This is a genomic window from Sporosarcina sp. FSL K6-3457, assembly GCF_038007285.1.
Lineage (GTDB): Bacteria > Bacillota > Bacilli > Bacillales_A > Planococcaceae > Sporosarcina.
This window is the reverse complement of record NZ_JBBOWX010000001.1, coordinates 1,660,177-1,681,562: the sequence shown is the minus strand read 5'-3', so window position 1 is coordinate 1,681,562 and position 21,386 is coordinate 1,660,177. Positions and strand designations below refer to the sequence as shown.

17 protein-coding genes and 1 riboswitch are annotated in these 21,386 nt (G+C 39.4%); of the genes, 6 read left to right on the top strand and 11 right to left on the bottom strand.

Annotation, left to right across the window (positions count from 1 at the left end; all coding sequences use genetic code 11):
* Positions 1–122: 122 nt before the first annotated feature.
* The 5 genes from N1I80_RS08200 to N1I80_RS08180 form a co-directional block, all read right to left on the bottom strand.
* A complete protein-coding gene (locus N1I80_RS08200) occupies positions 123–1,553 on the bottom strand; it encodes a TolC family protein (protein WP_340737399.1) in 1,431 nt (476 codons plus the stop codon).
* A 42-nt stretch (positions 1,554–1,595) separates the two neighbouring features.
* Positions 1,596–4,643, bottom strand: a complete 3,048-nt coding sequence (locus tag N1I80_RS08195; RefSeq protein WP_340739998.1) for an efflux RND transporter permease subunit — start codon at positions 4,641–4,643, stop codon at positions 1,596–1,598.
* Between the two features lie 5 nt (positions 4,644–4,648).
* Complete coding sequence (locus N1I80_RS08190; protein ID WP_340737398.1) at positions 4,649–6,205, bottom strand: efflux RND transporter periplasmic adaptor subunit; 1,557 nt, start codon at positions 6,203–6,205, stop codon at positions 4,649–4,651.
* A 300-nt stretch (positions 6,206–6,505) separates the two neighbouring features.
* Positions 6,506–6,916 carry a nucleoside 2-deoxyribosyltransferase gene (locus N1I80_RS08185; protein ID WP_340737397.1) on the bottom strand — a complete coding sequence of 137 codons (411 nt, stop codon included), beginning with the start codon at positions 6,914–6,916 and terminating at the stop codon, positions 6,506–6,508.
* An 85-nt stretch (positions 6,917–7,001) separates the two neighbouring features.
* A complete protein-coding gene (locus tag N1I80_RS08180; RefSeq protein ID WP_340737396.1) occupies positions 7,002–7,982 on the bottom strand; it encodes a diaminopimelate dehydrogenase in 981 nt (326 codons plus the stop codon).
* A 237-nt stretch (positions 7,983–8,219) separates the two neighbouring features.
* Here N1I80_RS08180 and N1I80_RS08175 point away from each other — a divergent pair, with 237 nt between their 5' ends.
* The 4 genes from N1I80_RS08175 to N1I80_RS08160 all read left to right on the top strand — a co-directional run bounded on the left by N1I80_RS08175 (position 8,220) and on the right by N1I80_RS08160 (position 10,871).
* Positions 8,220–8,381 (top strand): hypothetical protein, encoded by a 162-nt coding sequence (locus tag N1I80_RS08175; RefSeq protein WP_340737395.1) that lies wholly within the window; start codon positions 8,220–8,222, stop codon positions 8,379–8,381.
* Positions 8,382–8,395: 14 nt separating this feature from the next.
* On the top strand, positions 8,396–9,562 hold the full coding sequence (locus tag N1I80_RS08170) for an MFS transporter (RefSeq protein WP_340739997.1): 1,167 nt from the start codon (positions 8,396–8,398) through the stop codon (positions 9,560–9,562).
* A gap of 26 nt (positions 9,563–9,588) precedes the next feature.
* Positions 9,589–9,632: riboswitch (PreQ1 riboswitch) on the top strand.
* Positions 9,633–9,715: 83 nt separating this feature from the next.
* Positions 9,716–10,213, top strand: coding sequence for a preQ(1) synthase (gene queF, locus N1I80_RS08165; RefSeq protein ID WP_340737394.1), 498 nt, complete (start codon positions 9,716–9,718; stop codon positions 10,211–10,213).
* A gap of 16 nt (positions 10,214–10,229) precedes the next feature.
* The gene (locus tag N1I80_RS08160; RefSeq protein WP_340737393.1) at positions 10,230–10,871 is read left to right on the top strand and encodes a queuosine precursor transporter; all 642 of its coding nucleotides are present in this window, start codon (positions 10,230–10,232) and stop codon (positions 10,869–10,871) included.
* A gap of 50 nt (positions 10,872–10,921) precedes the next feature.
* On the opposite strand, the gene recQ is transcribed toward N1I80_RS08160, so the two are convergent.
* From recQ to N1I80_RS08145, 3 genes are all read right to left on the bottom strand, one after another.
* Complete coding sequence (gene recQ, locus N1I80_RS08155) at positions 10,922–12,691, bottom strand: DNA helicase RecQ (protein ID WP_340739996.1); 1,770 nt, start codon at positions 12,689–12,691, stop codon at positions 10,922–10,924.
* Positions 12,692–12,769: 78 nt separating this feature from the next.
* The gene (locus tag N1I80_RS08150) at positions 12,770–13,207 is read right to left on the bottom strand and encodes a hypothetical protein (protein ID WP_340737392.1); all 438 of its coding nucleotides are present in this window, start codon (positions 13,205–13,207) and stop codon (positions 12,770–12,772) included.
* A gap of 585 nt (positions 13,208–13,792) precedes the next feature.
* Positions 13,793–14,158, bottom strand: a complete 366-nt coding sequence (locus N1I80_RS08145; RefSeq protein WP_340737391.1) for a hypothetical protein — start codon at positions 14,156–14,158, stop codon at positions 13,793–13,795.
* Positions 14,159–14,306: 148 nt separating this feature from the next.
* Here N1I80_RS08145 and N1I80_RS08140 point away from each other — a divergent pair, with 148 nt between their 5' ends.
* Positions 14,307–15,032 carry a GGDEF domain-containing protein gene (locus N1I80_RS08140; protein WP_340737390.1) on the top strand — a complete coding sequence of 242 codons (726 nt, stop codon included), beginning with the start codon at positions 14,307–14,309 and terminating at the stop codon, positions 15,030–15,032.
* Positions 15,033–15,258: 226 nt separating this feature from the next.
* Here N1I80_RS08140 and N1I80_RS08135 read toward each other — a convergent pair whose 3' ends face one another.
* Complete coding sequence (locus N1I80_RS08135) at positions 15,259–16,404, bottom strand: response regulator (protein ID WP_340737389.1); 1,146 nt, start codon at positions 16,402–16,404, stop codon at positions 15,259–15,261.
* Between the two features lie 234 nt (positions 16,405–16,638).
* Here N1I80_RS08135 and N1I80_RS08130 point away from each other — a divergent pair, with 234 nt between their 5' ends.
* Positions 16,639–18,174, top strand: a complete 1,536-nt coding sequence (locus N1I80_RS08130) for a methyl-accepting chemotaxis protein (RefSeq protein WP_340737388.1) — start codon at positions 16,639–16,641, stop codon at positions 18,172–18,174.
* 638 nt (positions 18,175–18,812) lie between these two features.
* Here N1I80_RS08130 and N1I80_RS08125 read toward each other — a convergent pair.
* Both N1I80_RS08125 and yhbH read right to left on the bottom strand, forming a co-directional pair.
* On the bottom strand, positions 18,813–20,210 hold the full coding sequence (locus tag N1I80_RS08125; RefSeq protein ID WP_445683639.1) for a SpoVR family protein: 1,398 nt from the start codon (positions 20,208–20,210) through the stop codon (positions 18,813–18,815).
* The gene (gene yhbH, locus N1I80_RS08120; protein ID WP_340737387.1) at positions 20,207–21,367 is read right to left on the bottom strand and encodes a sporulation protein YhbH; all 1,161 of its coding nucleotides are present in this window, start codon (positions 21,365–21,367) and stop codon (positions 20,207–20,209) included. Before yhbH ends, N1I80_RS08125 begins: the two co-directional genes overlap by 4 nt.
* Positions 21,368–21,386: the final 19 nt, after the last annotated feature.

Below are 21,386 nucleotides of genomic sequence, written 5' to 3'. Positions count from 1 at the left end.
TGCTGTCTATTCACCGACTTTCCTTCGATGAATAACACAGCACTTTTTCTTTTTACAAACACGTCTGTTGGTTAATCATAGACGTGTCATGTTGTATATTTCCCGGACAGATTGTCAGCCAATCACATAATATAGCCTTCTTTAAATAAGCTGAATTCTTCCTTTAATAGTTGATAATCTAATTGAACATTCGTTAATTCTAATTCGGTTGCGTGGAGTTGTTGCTGCGACTTTTGCACATCCAGAAAAATAATTTCTCCTGACCCGTACAATTCTTTTTGCTGTTTATGTTCTCTTTCTGCCTGCTCTACTTTGTCTTCCGCAAGTTTGATTTGATCACTCAACACGTTAAACTGATTCTCAAACTCAAAAGCTTTGAGTTTTACTTTTCTTTCCGCCTGAACCAGTTCAAGTTCTATTTTTTGAATTTCATTTGTATAATACTCTTTGAGTTCCAGCTTTGCTTTTCCCTGTTCTTCGAGCGATTTATCATATTCTTTTAAAAATGCTCCACGGGATACTACTAATTCCCCTTTAGCATTCTTATATTCACCCAAAGCTTCTTCAACCCCAGGTATTTTGGCTTCTACATCTTTAATATTTGTCGTGAGCTTTGAAATTTGCTGGTCTAAATTGGCTAGTTGTTTCACATACTTTTCTTCCTCAGCTTGAGAAAGTGTACCGTTTTCTTGCGCTTCCTGATAAGATTGGGAAACTTCTCCACGATCAGCTTCTGCCTGTTGCTTCTGACTCTTCAACGCATTCAACTGTTTACCATCAATAATTGAATTTGTTTCATCCATTTTGTTCGTTAGCTCATGTAGTTGTTGATCAAAACCATGTAATTTTTTTAAGAACTCTTCCTCATCTAAATGAGGAAGTGAGTCAATTCGATTCAAGATATTGCTGTACTCTTGTAATTTCTTACGAATTAGAACAAGAGAAGGTTGCTTGTCTTTCATCTCTTTCGCTATTATTTCAGCATCATAGTCAATTGGACCTAACAAACTAAATTCAGGTATAGTTTGAATTGTGAGTTCCGCGTTAAATTCATTTCCCAGTTTTTGATTAAGTCGTAAAGTCGCTTCGTTCAATTTTAACTTTGCTGTTTTCACCGCTAACTTAGCTTCATTTACACCTATTTCCGCTTGTAACACAGCTCCCTTAGTGGACATCCCTTCCTCATATTTTGCTTGGCTATTTCCATATTCTTTTTCAAACAACTTTAAATTTTCCTCTTGTAATTTGACTGCTTGCTTTTCCTTATAATAACCATAAACCAACTGGTTTGCTTCATACTTAATCCCCTGCAACGTCATTTTTTTGTTCAAATTTCTCTGCTCATTATTAATATCCTTTAATGCTTTAAAATCATCTTGATACCTATAGGCATCTGCTGATAACGGTAAATCCCTATCCATTTTAAGCAATTTAGCTTCTAAACTCTCATTGATTACTGTATCCACTACTTCTCCTAATGACTCATTTGCTGCCACTTTTGATAAAGGTAGCAGCGTAAGTAAGCAAGTTGTGATGATTAGACTTTTACGCATATAATCCTCTCCTTCTTTAACCTAGCTTTTAGACAGTTCTTCTTATGCAGCTGTTTTCTGCTTTACAACTAGTTTTCTTGTTGCTTTTTTCGAAAGACGTGTAAGGACATTCGAACAGTCATCGAATAGTGTATACACCACAGGTATAAATACAAGTGTAAATAAGGTAGAAACGGATAAGCCAAAAATCGTTACAATTCCAATAGGCTGTTGCAGACTAGCTCCATCACCTAATCCCATCGCCAAAGGTATCATCCCTAATACAGTTGTCAGTGTAGTCATCAAAATTGGACGAAGTCGTTCTTTTCCTGCTGCAATAACAACCATTGTTCGATCCCAATTCTCTTCCTTGCGTTGATTAATATAATCGACCAATAAAATTGAATTGTTAACTACTATTCCTGCCAAAATAATGATGCCTAGCGCTACCATAGGGGATAAAGGTTTGCCCGTAAGTAAAAGCCCCAAAACGACACCGATGATTGTTGGCGGAATCGCTAGCATAATAATAATGGGTTGACTATATGAGTTGAATTGAATTGCCAAGACAGCATAGACAAGCCCTATAGCAGCAACTATAGCGACTATCAACTTAGTAATAAGCTCCTCATCACCAGTGTCAAAACTATAAAACTCATAACCATACTCCGGAGGGAACGGAATCTCCTCCAACATCCGATTAAATTCATTGATGATTTCACCGGTTTCATCAGTAGCTGCAACACTTGCACGAACCGTTATTCCTTGTTTAAACCCTTTCCGTTGTATGGATATTGGACCCTGTGTAGATTCAAATGACGCCACGGCGAATAAAGGTATATGATCTCCACTAGCTGTTTTAACATTCAAATTTTCCCAAAATGCCATCGTATCAGTTTGTCGATTTGCATAGTTCACATAGACTCGATAGTCTGTCTCATTTTCAGAGAAACGCATGACTTCATCATTCATGACGGCCTCTTGCATTTGCATCACAATTTGCTCCCGATCCAATCCATATTTTGCAGCTAGAGCGTTATTGACTACTAATTTTAATTGTGGTTCTCCACTAATATCTGGAACATCGATATCCACAATTCCAGGTGTGTTTTCTAGAAAAAGCGTAACTTGTTCTGTTAACGCTGTTAAAACCTCATAATTTGTTCCAGATAAAGTAACATCTATCCGCTGTTCTCGGTTTGCATCAAAAACTTCAAGTTCTTCTCCATTTATATATAAAGAAACCATCGATGAAGGCGCCAATGATTGTTTCACTTGAGCTAAAATTTCTTGCAACTGTTCTTTCCGTTCACTCTTTGGCACTAGTTGAATGAAATAAGAAATATAACCTTGCTCAACACTCTTCTCCTTCACTTGAATGATGTTGTCAAAAGGCTCTATCGCATCATCTAATTGTTTTATCAACAGCAATAACTCATCCTCTGAAAGCTTGCCATGCATGGAGGCGTCCATGTGAATCCTGCCATCATCTTCCACAGTTATAGCCTCGAATCCAATTAATGGGATCAAAAACAAGCTACCTATACTTAAAGCGAGCGCAACCAAGACTGGCACCCATCGTTTTTTCAATGACCACTTCAATACTTTTTGATACTGGTTAATAAGCCCACTAAGCCATTTTGCATTGTTCTGTATGACTACTTTTTCACTACCCATCCATTTATAAGAAAGCATAGGCACAATCGTTATTGCTGCAAGAAGAGAAGCAATTAATGTAAAAATAACAGCAAGAGCAAAGGGCATAGTTAAGCTTTTCAAATCACCGATAAAAAACAGAGGTGAAAAAACAATAATAGTTGTTAATGTAGAGGCAATAACCGCCTGGCGTAGTTCTTTACTCCCCTGCTTAACTGCTTCAAATATCGGGTACCCTTGTTGTTTATATTTAATAATATTTTCGAGGATAACGATTGAGCTATCCACCATCATGCCGACTCCTAGTGCAAGTCCTGCTAACGAGAGCACATTTAATGTTTGACCTGAAAAATACAGAGCGATTAGTGCCATAATAATCGAGATAGGAATGGATAGAACGATAATAACTAGTATGCGAAAACTTTTGAAAAAGAAAAGCAGAACTGCACTAGCTAACAATCCACCCATAATTAAGTTATTCGTCACTTGCTTAATGGAGTCTTTCACAAAGATCCCTGCATTATCGCCTATTTGGATATCAATTCCTTGGGGTAACGTTTCTTTCAATGTTTCTATTTTTTCTAAAATCGCATCCGTTACTTCTACAATATTCGCATTCGATTCCTTTACAACAGAGAATCCAATTGTCGGCTTATCATTAATGGTATAGAGATTCTTTTCTTCGTTGCTCACAATAGAAATGTCAGCAATGTCCCGAATCGAAATAAATAGTCCATCCGCGGTCGGAATCTTGGTTTGTTCAATCGCAGCAATGGTATATTGCTCTTCAGGGACAACCAATTGTAACTCCTTTCCACTTTCCTGTATGGTCCCAATGGTTTGTACCGAATTTTTCGTGAGTGCCTTCAATAGATCGCTAGTTGTTAATTTATACGCAGCAAGCTGCTGTGAGTTCAAATTTATACGCAATTGCCTCACATTACTCCCGCGAAATTTTACCTCTGCCACGCCCTGTATATTAGCAATTTCTGACTCTATACGCTGAAGAAAAGATTCATCTCCCTTAGCTCCCAAAATAGAGAATCCGATAACTGGTTCCCTTCCCATACTCCTATTGTAATCAGAGATAACTAGGGACTGCACACCGGCCGGCATCATACTTCTACTTCCATCAATTTTCATTTGCAGATCTTGGATTTTCTTCTCAAGATTAATATTCGACTTAAAAGTGACGAAAATACTAGAACTTCCTTTAGACGAAGTAGAACTTACGCTCTTAATATCCTGATCTTCTTTAAGCAACTGCTCCAGTGGCACAGTAATTTTTTGATCGACTTCTTCAGCAGAAGCATTTGGATAGTTTGCCGTGATAAACGCCATCGACAATTTAAACTCTGGCATCAATTCTACATTAAACTTTTGAAGACAAAAGATTCCTGTCACAACAATTCCTACTAGGAGTAAAGTTACAGCAACCGAACGCTTGACAGCCATAGTAATCAACGAGATTCACCGTCTTTCTCTTTAGATGAATCCTTGTTTTCCTTAGCCTGGTTCGTTTTCTCTTCATTCGGCTCTACCCCACCAACGACTTGCACATTCGAACCATCAGATAGTAACACCATACCTTTCACTGCGATTTCTTCTCCAGATTGAAGATTTCCTTTTACAGAAGTCCATTCCTCTTGCATTTGTAAAATCTCTATTTCCAGGTAACTAGCTTTAGAATCTTGTATGCTATAAATAAATGCCCTGCCGTCCTTTTCCGTAATTGCTTTGGTAGGGATTATTAATTGGTCCTCACCTATCATTGTTTCGACTACTAGCTCCACGTGCTCCCCAACAATAAAATTCTGAGAATCTCCTCCTTGTATAGAAGCTTCCAGTTGTATAAAACCTTTGTCGTCTACATAGGGGGCGATATATGTAATTTCTCCAACATGACTTACTTCTCCATTCACGCCGACTATTTCGACCTTTTGCCCTTTAACTAAATCCTTTTTCTGCGTGGGATAAATGGATGACATCACTTTTAGCTGTTGATTATTAAACATCGTTACAATCGGAGCTTGCGGTGCTGCATACCCCCCTTCTTTCACATGAACATTGTTAACAATCCCTGTGAATGGGGCCCGGATGACTGATTCACTCAACTTAGTTTTCGCTTTCTCAGACACCTTCTTTGCCTGCTGCGAAGCCTGTTGTGCTTGTGTCAATATTATTTTTGCCTGCTCTATTCCTACATCTGCTTGTTGAAGCTCCATTTCAGAAATTAACAAACTAATTTTATCGTTTTCAATTGTGTTCTTTAACTCTTCGGAAGACTCGTTTACAGCAAGTACATTTTTTTCAGCAGACTCCTTTGCGGACAACAAACTTTTTTCATAGCTTCTTCTGGCACTTTCTTCTTGCGTTTGTGCTTGCTCTAATTCTTTGCGAGGTATGATGTCTTTATCATAAAGCCGTGATGACTTTTCAAGGTTGCTTAGCGCATTATCCCATTGGCTTTTTAGTTCTGCTAAATCGATGCTTTGGGACGTTTCCATTTCACTTTCATCCTGTGGATCCTGAAACTTACTATATTGTTTTTCAAGTCTGGCGAACGCCAACTTCGATTGCTCGTGGCGACTAGTAGCTTGTCGTTTGCTATGCTCCGCAGTTTGTAACTGTTGCTCTGCTTGATTGATTTGTGCCTTGGCCTGATCTACCGCATCATTTGCCTGACTAATTACCATTTCCTGTTCTTCAGAATCAAGCAGCGCAATGATTTGACCCCTCTCCACAATTTCTCCTTCCTTAACAGCTATTTCTATAATTCTTCCTCCAAGGTTTACATATACTTCTACTTCTTGAGCTGAAACTACTTGAGCCGAAAGCCCCCTTGTTGAATATAAGTTCCCTTGTTTAACTTGAGCTGTTTCAATAATCACTTTCTTTTCTTCTTGTGGTAAAGAAAATTCGTCCGTCTCCCCAGCTGAATTATTGGAAGTACAACCTGTTAGCACCAACATTAATGCCATCATTATAATTGGCCGAATAGACCCTTTTTTAATCATTACGAGTAGCACCCTTTCCTTATCTATTTTGGATTTTCAAATTTCTTAACGTACATGCAAACTACCTAATGTAAAATGTACCATGTCTAATTTGTCTCATCCATCGCTCAGCGTGACATGTAGCTGACAGTTTTGTCACATAAGAAAACGAAGGGAAACCGTTTATACACATGACGATAATTGTTCAAGCAAAAAAGCGTCGTCTCATAAAATCGAGATAACGCTTTCATTGTTTAAAATATAGTTTCATCTATCGCTCAAGCTGGTAGAAGCTCAAGGGTAAATTATTTCTTTATGACATCAAAAATGCAAGCGCGAGTATCCAGTTAAAAAACCGCAAACTCTCTCCACCAACTCATCCAATGTACCAATGACCTGTTCAACTTCCGGCAAATGATAAAAGGTACTCGTTGTGTCAAAATCATTCACTTTCTCATCCGCCGAATACAAAAAGATTTTCTTTCCTCGACCGAGTGCAATCCCTAATTCAATATGACTTCCTTTCCCTCCAGGCAATAAAATAACAACAACATCAGATTCCAATATCGCTTTTTTCTCCGCTTCACCAATCACCTTTAACTCTTCCAGTGTCATGGCCCTATCATTCTTCGTCCAATCATATGTATGTACACAACCTGCTTCTATCAACTTTCCACTTACATAGTTGACAGCCTTTTTGTTCTGAAAACCTGATGCAAGATAAAACTTCATGCACTCCGCTCCCTTCTTAACTTTAGAAAAATAGCGTTACCTCAGCTAACAAGGTAACGCCATAATTAATCACTACTGCTATATTTTACAGCAATTCCTTACGCAATTCAGCTGCACTCTTCGGAGATAACAATCCCGGTGCAATGTCAAATACTGTTTTCGCACCAGTTTCGCCGTTTTGATTCAACCGATAAGCTGCACGTGCGTAGGCAACTAAAACACTCGATGTGAATTCAGGGTTGCTATCAAGCTTCAATGAGTACTCCATCACTTGGGCATTGCCTTCACCGGTTTTTCCACTGCGAATGACGAACCCTCCATGTGGCATTGCAGAATGATCACGCGCCAATTCTTCTTCCGTAATGAATGTTACTGTCGTGTCGTAATCTGTGAAGTAGTCAGGCATCGTAACAATCGCCTGTTTGACTTCCTCAGCGCTCACACCTTCATGTAACACCACATAGCAGTCACGCGTATGCTTTTCACGTGTTGATAGTTCAGGCAATGACCCACTACGCACACGGTCTACAGCATCGGGAACAGGGATTGTATATTGGACAGCCCCTTTGACGCCTGGAATTCGTCTAACTGCATCCGAATGTCCCTGGCTCAAGCCTTTACCCCAAAATGTGTACGTCGCACCTTCCGACAACACTGCTTCGCCATACAAACGATTGATGGAAAATAAACCTGGATCCCAACCGACGGAAATAATAGCTGTCTTGCCATTCGGTTTCGCCGTTGCATCAACTGCCTCGAAATATTCCGGAATTTTCGCATGTGTATCAAAACTATCCACTGTATTAAACAACGCGGCTAATGCCGGTCCTTGTTCAGGTAAATCGTTTTTCGATCCGCCACAAAGAATTAGAACATCAATGGCATCCGTGTAATTTTGAATATCGTCCATCGTATGTACGGGCACATTATTATTCAGCAACTGCACATCTGCCGGATTTCTTCTCGAGAACACCCCAACCAATTCCATATCTTTGTTTTGAGCAATCGCAGATTCTACACCACGCCCCAAATTTCCATACCCTGCTATTCCAACTCTAATCGTCATCGTTCATTTCCCCTTTCGTAACTTTACTATTCCATAATTTTAACGTTAGAGCGTTCGAAAAGCTATCTATAATAATTCGATCAATCAAGCCTTGGCGTGATTGCGTCCAGATTTTGAATTGAGCTTGTGCCTGCAGGATGCAGGTATGCAACCATTGCCGCAGGACGCGGCGTTCTTAGGTTGCCTTCTGACTCCCTTCAAAATCTGTGACATCCGCGGTCCTACAGGATGTAGGTCATGCAACCGTTGCCGCAGGACGCGGCGATCTTAGGTTGCCTTCCATTCTTCATTCAGCAGGTGTTTGGGCTTCTGCTGAATGAAGTTGCTAATTGTTCACAATCTATCCTTTTCCAATCATACGAGAAAAATGGTAAGGTAGAGGATGGTATCTTCAAATGAAAAGAGGCTTTCTTATGCGTGGTTTTGTTTATCTAATTGTATTTTTCTCGTTTTTTGATTTATTTTCACAATTACCTGTCATGAGCCCATTCGCGTTATCGCTTGGCGCGTCACCATTTTTAATAGGACTCGCCGTTGGTATGTATTCATTTTCCAACACGATTGGGAATATCATTTCCGGCTTCATGACAGATAAAAAAGGACCCTTTATTATTTTACTCATTGGACTTTTTGCAGCTGCCCTATCACTCTTTCTTTATTCTTTCGCAACCGGGCCAATGTCACTGCTCGGTGTTCGTTTTGTCCATGGATTCATGGAAGGATTGATTGTCCCAGCGGCTTTCACTTTCCTGGCAAACCGTGCCGAAGAATCGAAACGTGGAAAAAGTGTTGCTATTTCTGGTGCGTTTGTCGGAATGGCTGCAATTGTTGGTCCAGCCTATGGAGGCATTGTTGCGGCTAAGACAAGTACACCTTTCATAATGGCCGTCAACGGCGGTATTATGCTTATACTCGCCATTGTTGCTTTCTTTGTTCTTCGCTCATTTACTCATGTTCCTAAACAATCGACTAGAAAAGTGGGTAATTTCAGAGTCAGACACTTATTCCAACATCCAGGTATGGTACGCGCATTTGCCGGGGCATTCTTTTTAATGTTTTCACAAGGCGTACTGGCACTTCTGTTGCCCTTAAAAGTGGAATCACTTGGCTTTGATACGAAAACAAGCGGTATGCTACTAAGCACATTTGGTGTTGTCGCTATTCTCATCTTTTTATTGCCTATCAATCGGATTTTTGACCGGGTTCGTCCGATGATTACGCTAGCTTTCGGTATGTCTTTAATGGGACTAGCTATGTTATTGCTCAGCCAAATTGAGCAATTGAATTACTTGTATATGGCAATGGCTGTTTATGGAGCTGGATTCGCATTCCTATTCCCTTCCATCAATTCATTGCTTATCGATTCGTCTTCCGCTGAGTTCCGCGGGAAAGCATACGGTTATTTCTATGCCTTCTTTTCGATGGGTGTCGTTGCGGGATCTAGCGTCATCGGGTACCTTGACCTCACCTACAAAGATGGATTCATGCTGACAGGTGCTATTTTACTAGCTATTGCTACGTACGCTCTCATCGGCATGAGAAAAAATAGGTCTATTGACAAATCATCGTTAGTCGGTTAATGTCAAAGACGAAACGAATACCCCGTCTGGGAGAGGTTCATAGCGACCCTCTTAAAAAAACTATGGATGACGATACTTCGCCATGTCCATTTGACATGGCTTTTTTTTCGGCGTTTATGACCCTCCCTGACAAATTTATGGGAGGTTTTTTTATTGGCTGGAAGAGATGAAGCAACATTAACCGATCTAACATTGCTCGGCAATCAAAACACGCAGTACTTGTACGAGTACAACCCTGGAATACTAGAGTCAGTTGATAGCATGCACGTCAATCGCGATTACTTTGTAAAATTTAACTGTCCCGAGTTTACTTCACTTTGTCCGATGACAGGACAACCTGATTTTGCAACAATCTATATTAGTTTTATTCCAGATAAAAAACTTGTGGAAAGTAAGTCGCTCAAGCTGTATCTATTTAGCTTCCGCAATCACGGAGATTTCCATGAAGATTGCATCAATATTATCATGAATGATTTAATCAAACTGATTGAACCACGCTACATAGAAGTATGGGGCAAATTCACCCCGCGTGGCGGTTTGTCCATTGACCCTTATTGTAACTATGGGATACCTGATACAAAATATGAACAAATGGCCGATCATCGGATGATGAATCATGATATGTATCCGGAAACAATCGATAACCGATAAGAGGAGTGTTACAAAAATGCTTTATTATTTGAATGGTCTGTTCGTCGGTTTGTTGATTTTATCCAATATATTAGCAGTGAAATTGTTTAGTGTGGGGAGTTGGATTGTCTTACCTGCGGCAGTTATTGTCTATGTGTTCACTTATCCTATTCTTGATGTTATTACAGAAGTGTATGGAAAAAAGGCCGCGCATCGAACAGTACTAACCGGCTTCTTGACACAGCTTTTTGCGATTATTTTCATCTGGATTGCAATTCAATTGCCGGCAGCACCTTTTTACGAAAACCAACAATCGTTCGAAATCATTTTCACAGCCGGTTTCCGTGTGACCGCTGCAAGCCTTATCGCTTATCTAGTTAGCCAAAATATCGATGTCTTGATTTTTGATAAATTGAAGAAACGCCATGGCGAAAAGAAATTATGGTTACGAAACAATACATCAACGATGGCTAGCCAGCTCATTGATACATCTATTTTTCTCACCATTGCATTTATCGGCACAATGCCATTTAGTGCACTTCTTACGCTAATTGCATCGCAATATGTTTTTAAATTCATTGTAACAATTTTGGAAACGCCGCTCGTCTACGCACTCGTCGCACTCTGCCGAAAAACAGATGCCAATGTGAATAGTAACCCCGTTCCCTCAAGCTTGTGACCAAAAACATCCGAAGCGCTAGTCATTGCTGTTGCGCTTCGGATGTTTTATTATGCATTTTGCATCGTATATAATTTAATTTCGTTCATAAATGCCTCACCATAACGTTCAAGCTTGGCCTGACCAACGCCATGTACTTCAAGGAAATCCTCTTCTGTAATAGGCATTCTCGCTGCCATATCTTGCAATGTTTTATCCGAAAAGACAACGAACGGCGGCACGCCTGCATCTTGTGCTAATTGGCGGCGGAGTGCACGAAATTGCTCAAATAATGGATTGTCCGCTGTAATTTGTTTCGTAATGACAGATACTTTGCGATGTACTTTTACGCCACCTGTTAAGACATCCTTGCCTTGCTCACTGACATAAATAATCGGGAATTGTCCATTTTCAACCCCAAGATAGTTTTCTGAAATAATGAATTCGATAAAATCAGAGATATCTTTTGCACTTCGATCTTTCATCAAACCATAGGTAGGTAGTTTTTCGAATCCGAATTCGAGTACTTTCTTATTACGAGATCCCGTCAATACTTGTGCAATCATCGTCTTGCCAAAACGCTGCTTCATGCGGATGACACAGGATAATACCTTTTGGACATCCACTGTCACATCTGTGCTTTCCCTCGTATCCGTACAATTCGCACAGCGACCACAATTGACGACATCGGTTTCACCGAAATAGGTAATGATGAATTTCTGCAAACAGGCCTCCGTATGGCAAAAGTCAATCATTGACTGCAATTTTTCTAATTCCGCAGGGATACGATTCTCATCTTGTGATTGATCAATGAGGAAACGTTGCGTTTGTACATCTTGCGATGAAAACAATAACGTACACTCACTATCCAGCCCATCTCGCCCTGCACGTCCTGCTTCCTGGTAATAACTTTCCATATTTTTAGGCATTTGATAATGGATGACATAGCGAATATTAGACTTGTCAATTCCCATACCAAAAGCATTCGTCGCGACCATCACCGTCGCTTCATCCATCAAGAATCTGTCCTGCTCCGATTGTCGCTCAACGTCTCCTAAGCCCGCATGGTATTTGGCAACAGCTACCCCACTTTTCCGTAAAGTTTCATGGACAGAATCGACAGCTTTGCGCGTTGCAGCATAAATGATACCTGCTTCTCCATCATTTTTCTTCACATAGTCTTTGACGAATTTCTCGCGGTCTTGTCCCTTAATGACAGAAAAAGTAAGATTCGCTCGTTCGAAACCCGTCATCACCGTATTGGCTTCGCTAATCCCAAGCTGGCGACAAATATCTTCCCGCACATCCGGTGTTGCAGTTGCTGTCAGTGCCAAAACGACCGGTTTTTCATCGAATAGAGAAACAATACTACTAATATTGCGGTAGCTTGGACGGAAATCATGTCCCCATTGTGAAATACAATGCGCTTCATCAATCGCAACCATCGGGATATTCATTTGGCGTAACTGGTTTTTGAACGCTGGCGAGTCAAGCCGTTCGGGTGCCACATAGAGTAGCTGATACTTGCCCGCCATCGCCAGTTCCATTGTTCCGAAATATTCTTCTGATGATAATGAACTATTGATGTAAGCAGCGGGGATACCGACTTGATGGAGTGCATCGACCTGGTCTTTCATGAGGGAAATAAGTGGTGAAATAACGAGAACTGTCCCTTCCATCACAAGTGCCGGCACTTGATAGCAGACTGATTTCCCGCCTCCTGTCGGCATGACACAAAGGGTATCCTGTCCTTGCATGACGCCACGAATGACTTGCTCCTGCCCCGTTCTAAAGGAAGGATATCCAAAATATGTGGTTAAAATATGTAAAGCTTTTTCGATGTAAATCCCCTCCTCGTTCCTTCGTCAAAAAATAAATGAAATGCGGAGCTAGATAAAAAGTACCTGGATGGACGCTTTTTATTCAAATAACAATCTTTCTTCGTCACGACTATGTATTTCATTCACGACTAATAGTGAGTGGAAGCGGTGAAGAACGCCTGGGCTCAGATTTTCTTCTGCACGAAGTTCTTCGATATCTTTGACGATAATACGCATTAACTCATGATCTCGTGTTAACTGAATAACGGCGTCTTTCAATTCTGGCTTCTGCGTTGCAACTTCTTCGTAAAATCCAGCCTCTTCCGAATCTGCATGTGCAATAATGCGTGTGAGCCAGTAGTCTATCAGCGCATCCGCCGCATGATTAGCTGTTGCTAAATCCCCTTTTTTTAAGTAGTCCATCATATCATTCGTCTTGTCAATCGCACCTGTCAAGCCGCTTTCGTGAATCGCATGATGTGAATGAAGTTGTTTCAATGCAGGTCCTGATTTAGGTATTGAATTCGCTGCTGTCATGTCAACCATCCTTTCATTTTCGAATAAGGTTTGAATCCTGCTAAATAGAGATAAACATACACTAACAATACCAGATTAAGCTGTATTTTGGAATGCAAGAACATGTAAATGAAAAATATTATTCGACAGAAAATTATAAAAAAACTACTTTATCTTATTTCAAGAAAGGACTATAATACTAGTAGCAAGCCAAAATGATTAATTTGTTCATAGTAATAAATATCCATTTTCCAGTTAATTTCTTTCAAAAAGGAGTGTGTGCATCATGTCGATTCAACAACTAGTTCCTTATATAATTATTTATGGTGTTCCCGGGATTATTTTATTTAGTGTCGCCTGCATAATTATCTCACAAAACTTCCTGAATACAACAAACAGACTTATTGCAGTATTAATTGCTCTTTATAGTTTTATTTTTTTTGAAGAGTTCATTAGATATTTACTACCACCTTCTTATAGCACGCTTATGCTACATCTAATCTTTGGTACCATTAGTATATTAATCATTACCATAACACTTCATTTTTTTATGCATATCGCTAGGATACCTGATCGTATTAACATACCTTTGTATCCTTTCATTTGTTATATTCCTTTTTTCATCATCTTAGCTATATTACTTTTTAAAATCGATTTTATAGCCGATACAGAAACAACCCGAATAGGCGTTTGGAATTTCCCTATTTTCCATCTTCCCCATTTCGTCATACTTATGATTGTCAATGCCATTATGCTAGTTTTTATAGGGATATTATGGTACGGCATCAAGCACACAACATCTATTTCACGACGCAAGATTTTACAGTTATTTTTGGCCGGAACTTTTTTAGGTTTAATCATTGCATTCCTATTTGAATATCCGAATTTCAACCGAGTTCTACTTCCCCACCCTTTTTTAATAATAGGCATCATTTTCCCTATTTTATTAACTATTTCAGCTTTTAAATTCAATTTGCTACCTTCTGCAGTAAAAAAATTTCAAACAATATTTAACCTAATTCCCATTTCAATCACAGTTGTTAATAGCGATTGGGATGTTCTAGAATTTAACGAATATTCCAGGAAAGAATTTCTCAAATATGGTCACAAGAACTTCAACATGCTACATTTTTTTCGAACTGATGACAACAAAGAGGTTTTGCATCAGTTCATCGACTTACTTCAAGAAAAAATTACTCTACATGATTATCCATTGAGCTTTAAAATAAATGATACTCAAGAAGTAATTCACTATTCTGTAGAGGCAACTACTATTCTCGTTGAGGAAGAAAAGTTATTTTATTTAGTCTGGAGAAACGTAACAGAAGAAATCGAAAATGATCGTTTAATTAAACATATGGCCTATCATGATGTACTTACTGCTCTACATAACCGGGCTTATTTTGTTCCCAAAGTGAAAGACCGACTAATTGAGCTTACAACAAGTTCACCAAAAGAATCAGCCCTTATTTTGATTGATTTAAATCGGTTTAAACGAATAAACGATACGTATGGACATGCGATTGGAGACCAAGTTCTACAGCATACAGCTACGCTCTTAAAGCAAGCCGTACGATCAAATGATTTGGTTGCACGATTAGGAGGAGACGAGTTCGTCATCTTCTTGGAAAACTTCCCAACACAACAAGCAGTGACTGATTGGAGCAAGCGATTGCAGGAAAGTTTTAAGGAAAACTTGTTTATAACTGATGCGATCACGTTACAAATTGAACCGAGTATCGGGATTGCCTTTTTCCCAGCAGACGCAGATCATTTTGAGGATTTGTTTCAATTAGCAGATTCAAATATGTATGAACATAAATTAAAGGCTAGAAAAGCTGAGTAGCAGGACAATCGTTAATGTGCTCTCTTCAGCTATAGGTTTCAGCAGGAACAAAAGCGCAAGCACCTGTTCAGCCCCAACAAGCGCTGGAGGGCTTGTCGGGGCTAGGTGCTGGAGCCTAGACGAGAAATCACTCTATTCCGACTTATCCACAGTACGAGAATTTTATAATTTCCTGAGCTAGAACAAAATGGATGCCGCTTCCTAATAAGGCAGCAGACATCCATTTTCACGATATACTTATTCCACTAGCCCCCAGCCACTTTTCATACCATTCCCGAATAATCGCTCTTGGTTTTGCATCATATTCTTCCTGTAGCATCGCTGTTAACTGGCTATACTGCTGCTCCACAGACCGATGATCACCAAGCTGACCATATAATTGCATCAACTTGAAATAACTTTCATCTAAAAATGGTTGAGCTATTTGTACACGCAAATAAAGGGATACAGCTTCCCCAAATTGCCTGTCAGACACTAAGTAATCTGCAACTTTGAAAATATGTTGTAGCCAAAGTACACGTAAACGTTCCCGCTCGCCTTCCGCCCATACATACTCTTCTTTCGCCAAATAATCCCCTTGGTACAACTCCAATAACTTTCTATGCTCCTCAAGTGTCTTATCTGTAATAGCAGCTACTTGTTCTATCCCCTTCTCCCACTCATCCACATCGACAGTCACACCGTTTAAATCGAGTCGGTAGCCATTTTCATGATTCACAATACTCATATCAAAATTTGTCGATGCAATTGTTTTTCTAATTTGATATACCGCACTATATAATTGTATAAAGCCTTTTTCTAAATCCATCTCGGGCCAAAAAAGATCTAGCAAAAGATCTTTTTGGACAAAAGTCCCTCGATTTTGAAGGAGTAATGCAAATATTCCACGTACTTTAGACGTTCGCCAACGTACATCAATCGGCTCAGAGACATCTCCACTCCAAACGAAAGATAATGATTGAAACATGCTCACCCTTGCCGAACGGCTAGGAACTGTTGAATTCGAAATCTCTGTAAACTCTTTGGCAATGCGCCACAAGGTTTTACTCAGCCGATCGCGCTGAACAGGTTTTACAATATAATCGACGGCATTTATTTCAAACGCCTTCACAGCATATTCACTAAACGCGGTAATGAAAACAATGTGGGTAGTTGGCAATGTTTCTTGAATTTTTTCAGCCAGCTCAATGCCATTCATCTCAGGCATTTCAATATCGAGAAAAACAATATCTGGTTTTTCTTGAAGTATGGCTTCAATTGCTTCATATGGATTTATATAAGTTCCAATAATCTTAACACCATCGATTTCTTGTAGCAGCTTCCCTAAATATTGTAGCGCTAGGTGTTCATCATCTACTAAAATGGCTCTCATGTAGATTCCCCCTTTTGCAAAAGTCTTCACTCTCTTTATAATGTAGTATCTCAATTTCATCAAGATATTTCAATTACAGACCAAACAATCTTTAGTTACTATTCCAATGTATAGATTATGTATAGGTCTCTTTGTTAATTTTAATGATGCTTTGGAAATTTATTCGTTCTTTACTTTATCAAAGTAATAAATTAGCAATAGATTATTATACATGTAGGAGTTGGACAAAATTCAATGAAAACACTTAATTTAACGAAAAACGGGTTATTAATGATATTAAGTGGCTGCTCGGTCGGATTGGCAATCATTATTCATGTATTACATAGACAATTTAATTTTTTAAGTTCCTATCTTTCATTAAGTGGGATTAGTAGCCTTTCGAGTGGACTAACCACACTGACGAACATATTGTTACTTATTCCTATTGGACTATTTTTCATCGCTCTATGGCTATTTAGAAAAGATAAAGTCCATCCCCGAATTCCAATATATCTAACGTTGACACTCACATTCTCGAGTATTGCCATGATTGCTGGTGAAAACGGCTTAGTTGAATACCATTTCTCCATCTTTATGGTGGTTGCTATCATTGCAAGCTTTACCAGCATACGCTTAATTCTGTTAAGCCTTACTGTTTTTGCAGTTCACCATTTAGCTGGCTATTTCTATTTCCCACAATTGCTATGTGGAACGAGTGATTATAGCTTTCCATTACTTATGCTTCATTTTATTTACCTTATCTTTACATGTTTAGCGACGATGCTTATTATTTATATTAATAAGCTGACTGAAAATCGTTTGACTGCTGAAAAAGAGCTTCAACAAGCCCATCTTGATCAGCTCCTTGCGGAAATCGACCAAACAAGCACTGTTATGGTCAATCATGTCGATAAATTAACGGAGGGAACTTCCGATTCGGCCAAGGCAAGTCAAGAAATCACATCGGTCCTTCTCCAAAATAGCGCCGCAGTTGAGGAACAGCTAGCAAGCCTACAAGACAGTGTTGACAAAAATAGGTTAATCGTAAATCAAGTAGAACAAATTCATAACAGCACAGAAATTGTCACGGATAAGGCGAAAAACAGCCTACATGAAGCCATTACTGGGAAAGAAACGGTACAAGAAGTAGTCACACAAATGACCGTTATTACCGAAACAGTTGGCTCTATTAAGCAATTGATAGAAGATTTAGAAGTGAAATCCTCTGAAGTGGGTAAATTGCTACAAGTTATCACGACCATTTCAGATCAAACAAAGCTACTCGCTCTCAATGCTTCTATAGAAGCAGCACGCGCTGGTGAGCATGGCAAAGGCTTCTCAATCGTAGCAGAGGAAGTCCGTAATTTAGCTATAGGAACTGAGCAATCCGCTGCTGAAATTCAAGTGGTCATTAGTACCATTCAAACGCAAATTAAAGAAGTAGCAAACGAAATGGACAGCGGCATGAAAGAGATAGATAAAGGTACTGAAAAAATAATCGTCAGTGAGCGAGCATTTGATACGATTCATGAGGCAACAATGGAAGTTGAAAAAGAAATTGACGATGTCTCAGAAGCGACTACCATTTTACTTGAGCAAACAAATCTAACGAATACATTGCTTGAAGAAATTACAGAGTCTATCCATCATTCATTGGAAAATATAGAAGGTATTTCAGCAGCCTCTGAACAGCAAAGTGCTGCAACAGAAATATTAAGTACTATCACCTTATCTTTGGGTGAAGTTGCACATAAATTAGACGAGTTGGTTGAACAAGCCAATGAATCGTAACGAAAAAATGCACTCCGAAGTTTTGGAGTGCATTTTTCCATATCATTCTTTTTTCACTAGAGAATTTTCGGTTCGCTTTCGGCAAACTATTCAGGACATGATTACCGGGGAGGAATTAGGGTTCATTCCTCCTTTGGGGGTTAATGTGTTTAAGTGATAAACACAGTTACTTGGAAAGAAAAGAATAGGTGGCTTTCTGTAAAGATTGTAAGTGCCCGAAGATGCAATTTCAGGCACTTTGGTACTATGTACAAGTTGTTCCTACTTTAATTTTAGAAAGCTTTATAGAAGGTGACACTTCCTAAATTAAAAAAAGGAAAGTCCCTGGCGAAGGCCTTAGCCGCCAAAATTGTATCTTTGGCGGCCCTCTCCAGTTAAGAGGCCCCTCTATTCCCTCATCCCCAAAAGAATTAGCACTTCGTGTATCAGCGTTTTTGGAGAGCGGCGGATGAACGACCACCATACGATTACCAAAAGAATGTCTAGAGATGCGGCGAAGTCGCATCCCTAGACATAAATAATACGGTTATTGTATAGAAGTCGTTCAATCAAAAGCGAAACCAAATGCGATTGAACATAGAGCGCCTAGTATTTGATCATATTACTTTTTGGTTAATCAACCACTAGGCGTCATCCTTTTACACATAACGCCGATAAACCTTTTTCCCGTCATATGAAAAAATAATTTGCTTATTCTCCACATACGTTTCTAAATGGACAATACGCCCCCATAATTGATGAATATAAGGAAGAACATGCTCCAAATAACGGACATCCAGTTCTTTCTCATCAAATTGATGCACTAAATACAATTCTCCGTTGCGTAAATAATCGCCATTCTCAACAACAATATACGGAAAACCACCATTCACACGCATCGCAACAAGCTGATCTCTTACCTCTTCATGATCTTTCGTTGTAATGCGGTAATCTCCCCTCTTTTTTTCAAACAAGTACAAGTCCCCTTGCAGAACTAAATCCTTCGTTAAATAGTTTCGAATAAAAGAAATATCCGATTCAATTTCTCTCACTTCAAACATTTTTTCTCTGCCTGCATTTGGTTTGGCACCGAACTTTTTCATGTCCTCCGTTGGATGATTGTATCGTTGCTCAATGTCTTCAAAAATTTTCACACCAAGATAGTAAGGATTGATGCTTGTTTTGGAAGGCTGTACAACGTTAGCATTTAACGTCGCAAACTCGATGGTCTCATCCGTCGTTAAATCCATTTCCCTGATAATCCGCTGATGCCAATAAGATGCCCAGCCTTCATTCATAATTTTGGTCTCCAGCTGCGGCCAGAAATAAAGCATTTCCTCGCGCATCATCGTTAAAATATCACGTTGCCACTCTTCCAATTGACGGCTATATTGTAAGATGAATAACAGAAGATCTTTTTCGGGCTTTGGCGGTATTTTATGAGCAGGCTGAGTCATTTTTTTCTTATCACTTTGCCGTTGATCTAAATGCCATAAATCATCATAGTCTGTTTTACGTGCGACCTCTTCCTCTTCTACAACATCTTCTGACAGGTGATGCCTTCGAATAGAAGGGTCAATATGTTCTTGGATGCCCAAAACTGCATCTAAAAAACGTTCTACCTCCTCTTTCCCATAGAGCATTTCATAATTCGCAATTCGTTCTGCAGTAGACGTCATGCTTTCTACCATGTCCCGCCTTGTATTGGAAAACCGAACATTATTTTTGAAAAAATCACAGTGTGCAAGGACATGGGCAATAATGAGCTTATTTTGAATTAGGCTATTCGTATCCAATAAAAACGCATAACAAGGATTGGAGTTAATGACCAATTCATAAATTTGACTTAGCCCAAGATCATATTGCAGCTTCATTTTATGAAACTGCTTACCAAAACTCCAATGCGTAAAACGTGTTGGCATGCCATATGCACCAAATGTATAAAGGATATCGGCCGGACAAATTTCATAACGCATTGGATAGAAATCCAGACCGAATCCAGTGGCAATTTCCGTAATTTCATCAATCGCATACTCAAGTGCATGTTGAGTCGTCAATCGGATCCCTCCGAATCCCCATTATTGAAAAAACGTTTTAGCGCATGATACACATCTTTATTTTCCTTCAAAACATAATGCCGAAACTTCGGATGCTCGATTTTTTTATAGGTAGCCATTAATGTCGAAAAACGGCTATGTGCATTGACTTCGCCATAGCCAAAAAGACTTGAGACTTCCATCAATTCATGCACAAGCTTCATACATTTTTCATTATCAGACGACATATTTTCACCGTCAGAAAAGTGAAAAGGATAAATATTATAGCGCGCGGGGTGGTATTGTCCTTTAATAAGCTCTAACGCCTTCTCATAAGCCGATGAACAAATCGTCCCTCCACTCTCTCCTTTTGAAAAAAAGTCTTCCTGTGTGACTACTTTTGCTTCTGTATGATGGGCAATGAATTCAATATCAACCGTTTCGTATTTTGTACGCAAAAACTTCATCATCCAGAAAAAGAAGCTTCTTGCCATATATTTTTCGAAATTCCCCATTGATGCACTCGTATCCATCATCATCAGTACAACAGCTTGGGACTCTGGCTTTTCAATATCATTCCACGTTTTAAAACGCAAATCATCATTATGAATCGGCGCGATTTCAGCCTTTCCTTTGATAGCATTTCTTTTAATCGCTGTTAAAATAGTTCGTTTTTTATCGATATTACCGATCAGGCCCTTTTTTCGGATATCGTTAAATTCGATTTTTTCGTCCATTATTTCAGCCTGTTCTTTTTGCTCTAAATTCGGTAATTCGAGTTCATCAAAAAGAATGTCCTCGATTTCCGCCATGGAAACTTCTGCTTCATAATAATCCTGTCCGGGCTGATCCCCCGCTTGTTTCCCTTGGCCACTTTGTCCCTGCTTGCCATCACTGGCAACAACATCATCAACTTGACTGCTGCCATCGCCTTGCCCGACATGTTTGGATTTGTCATGATTATAACGGATTTTATATTCATCCAAGGAACGGATCGGAATTTTGATAACATCTCGGCCATTAGACATGACAATGCTCTCTTCGCTAATTAAATCAGGTAAGTTATTACGTATTGCCTCTTTTACTTTATCCATATGACGCTCTTGATCCCGATGGCCTTTCCGATGAAGGGACCAGTTTTCCTGTGAAACGACAAATTGATTTTTTTGTTCGCTCATTTTCCATTCACACCTATCT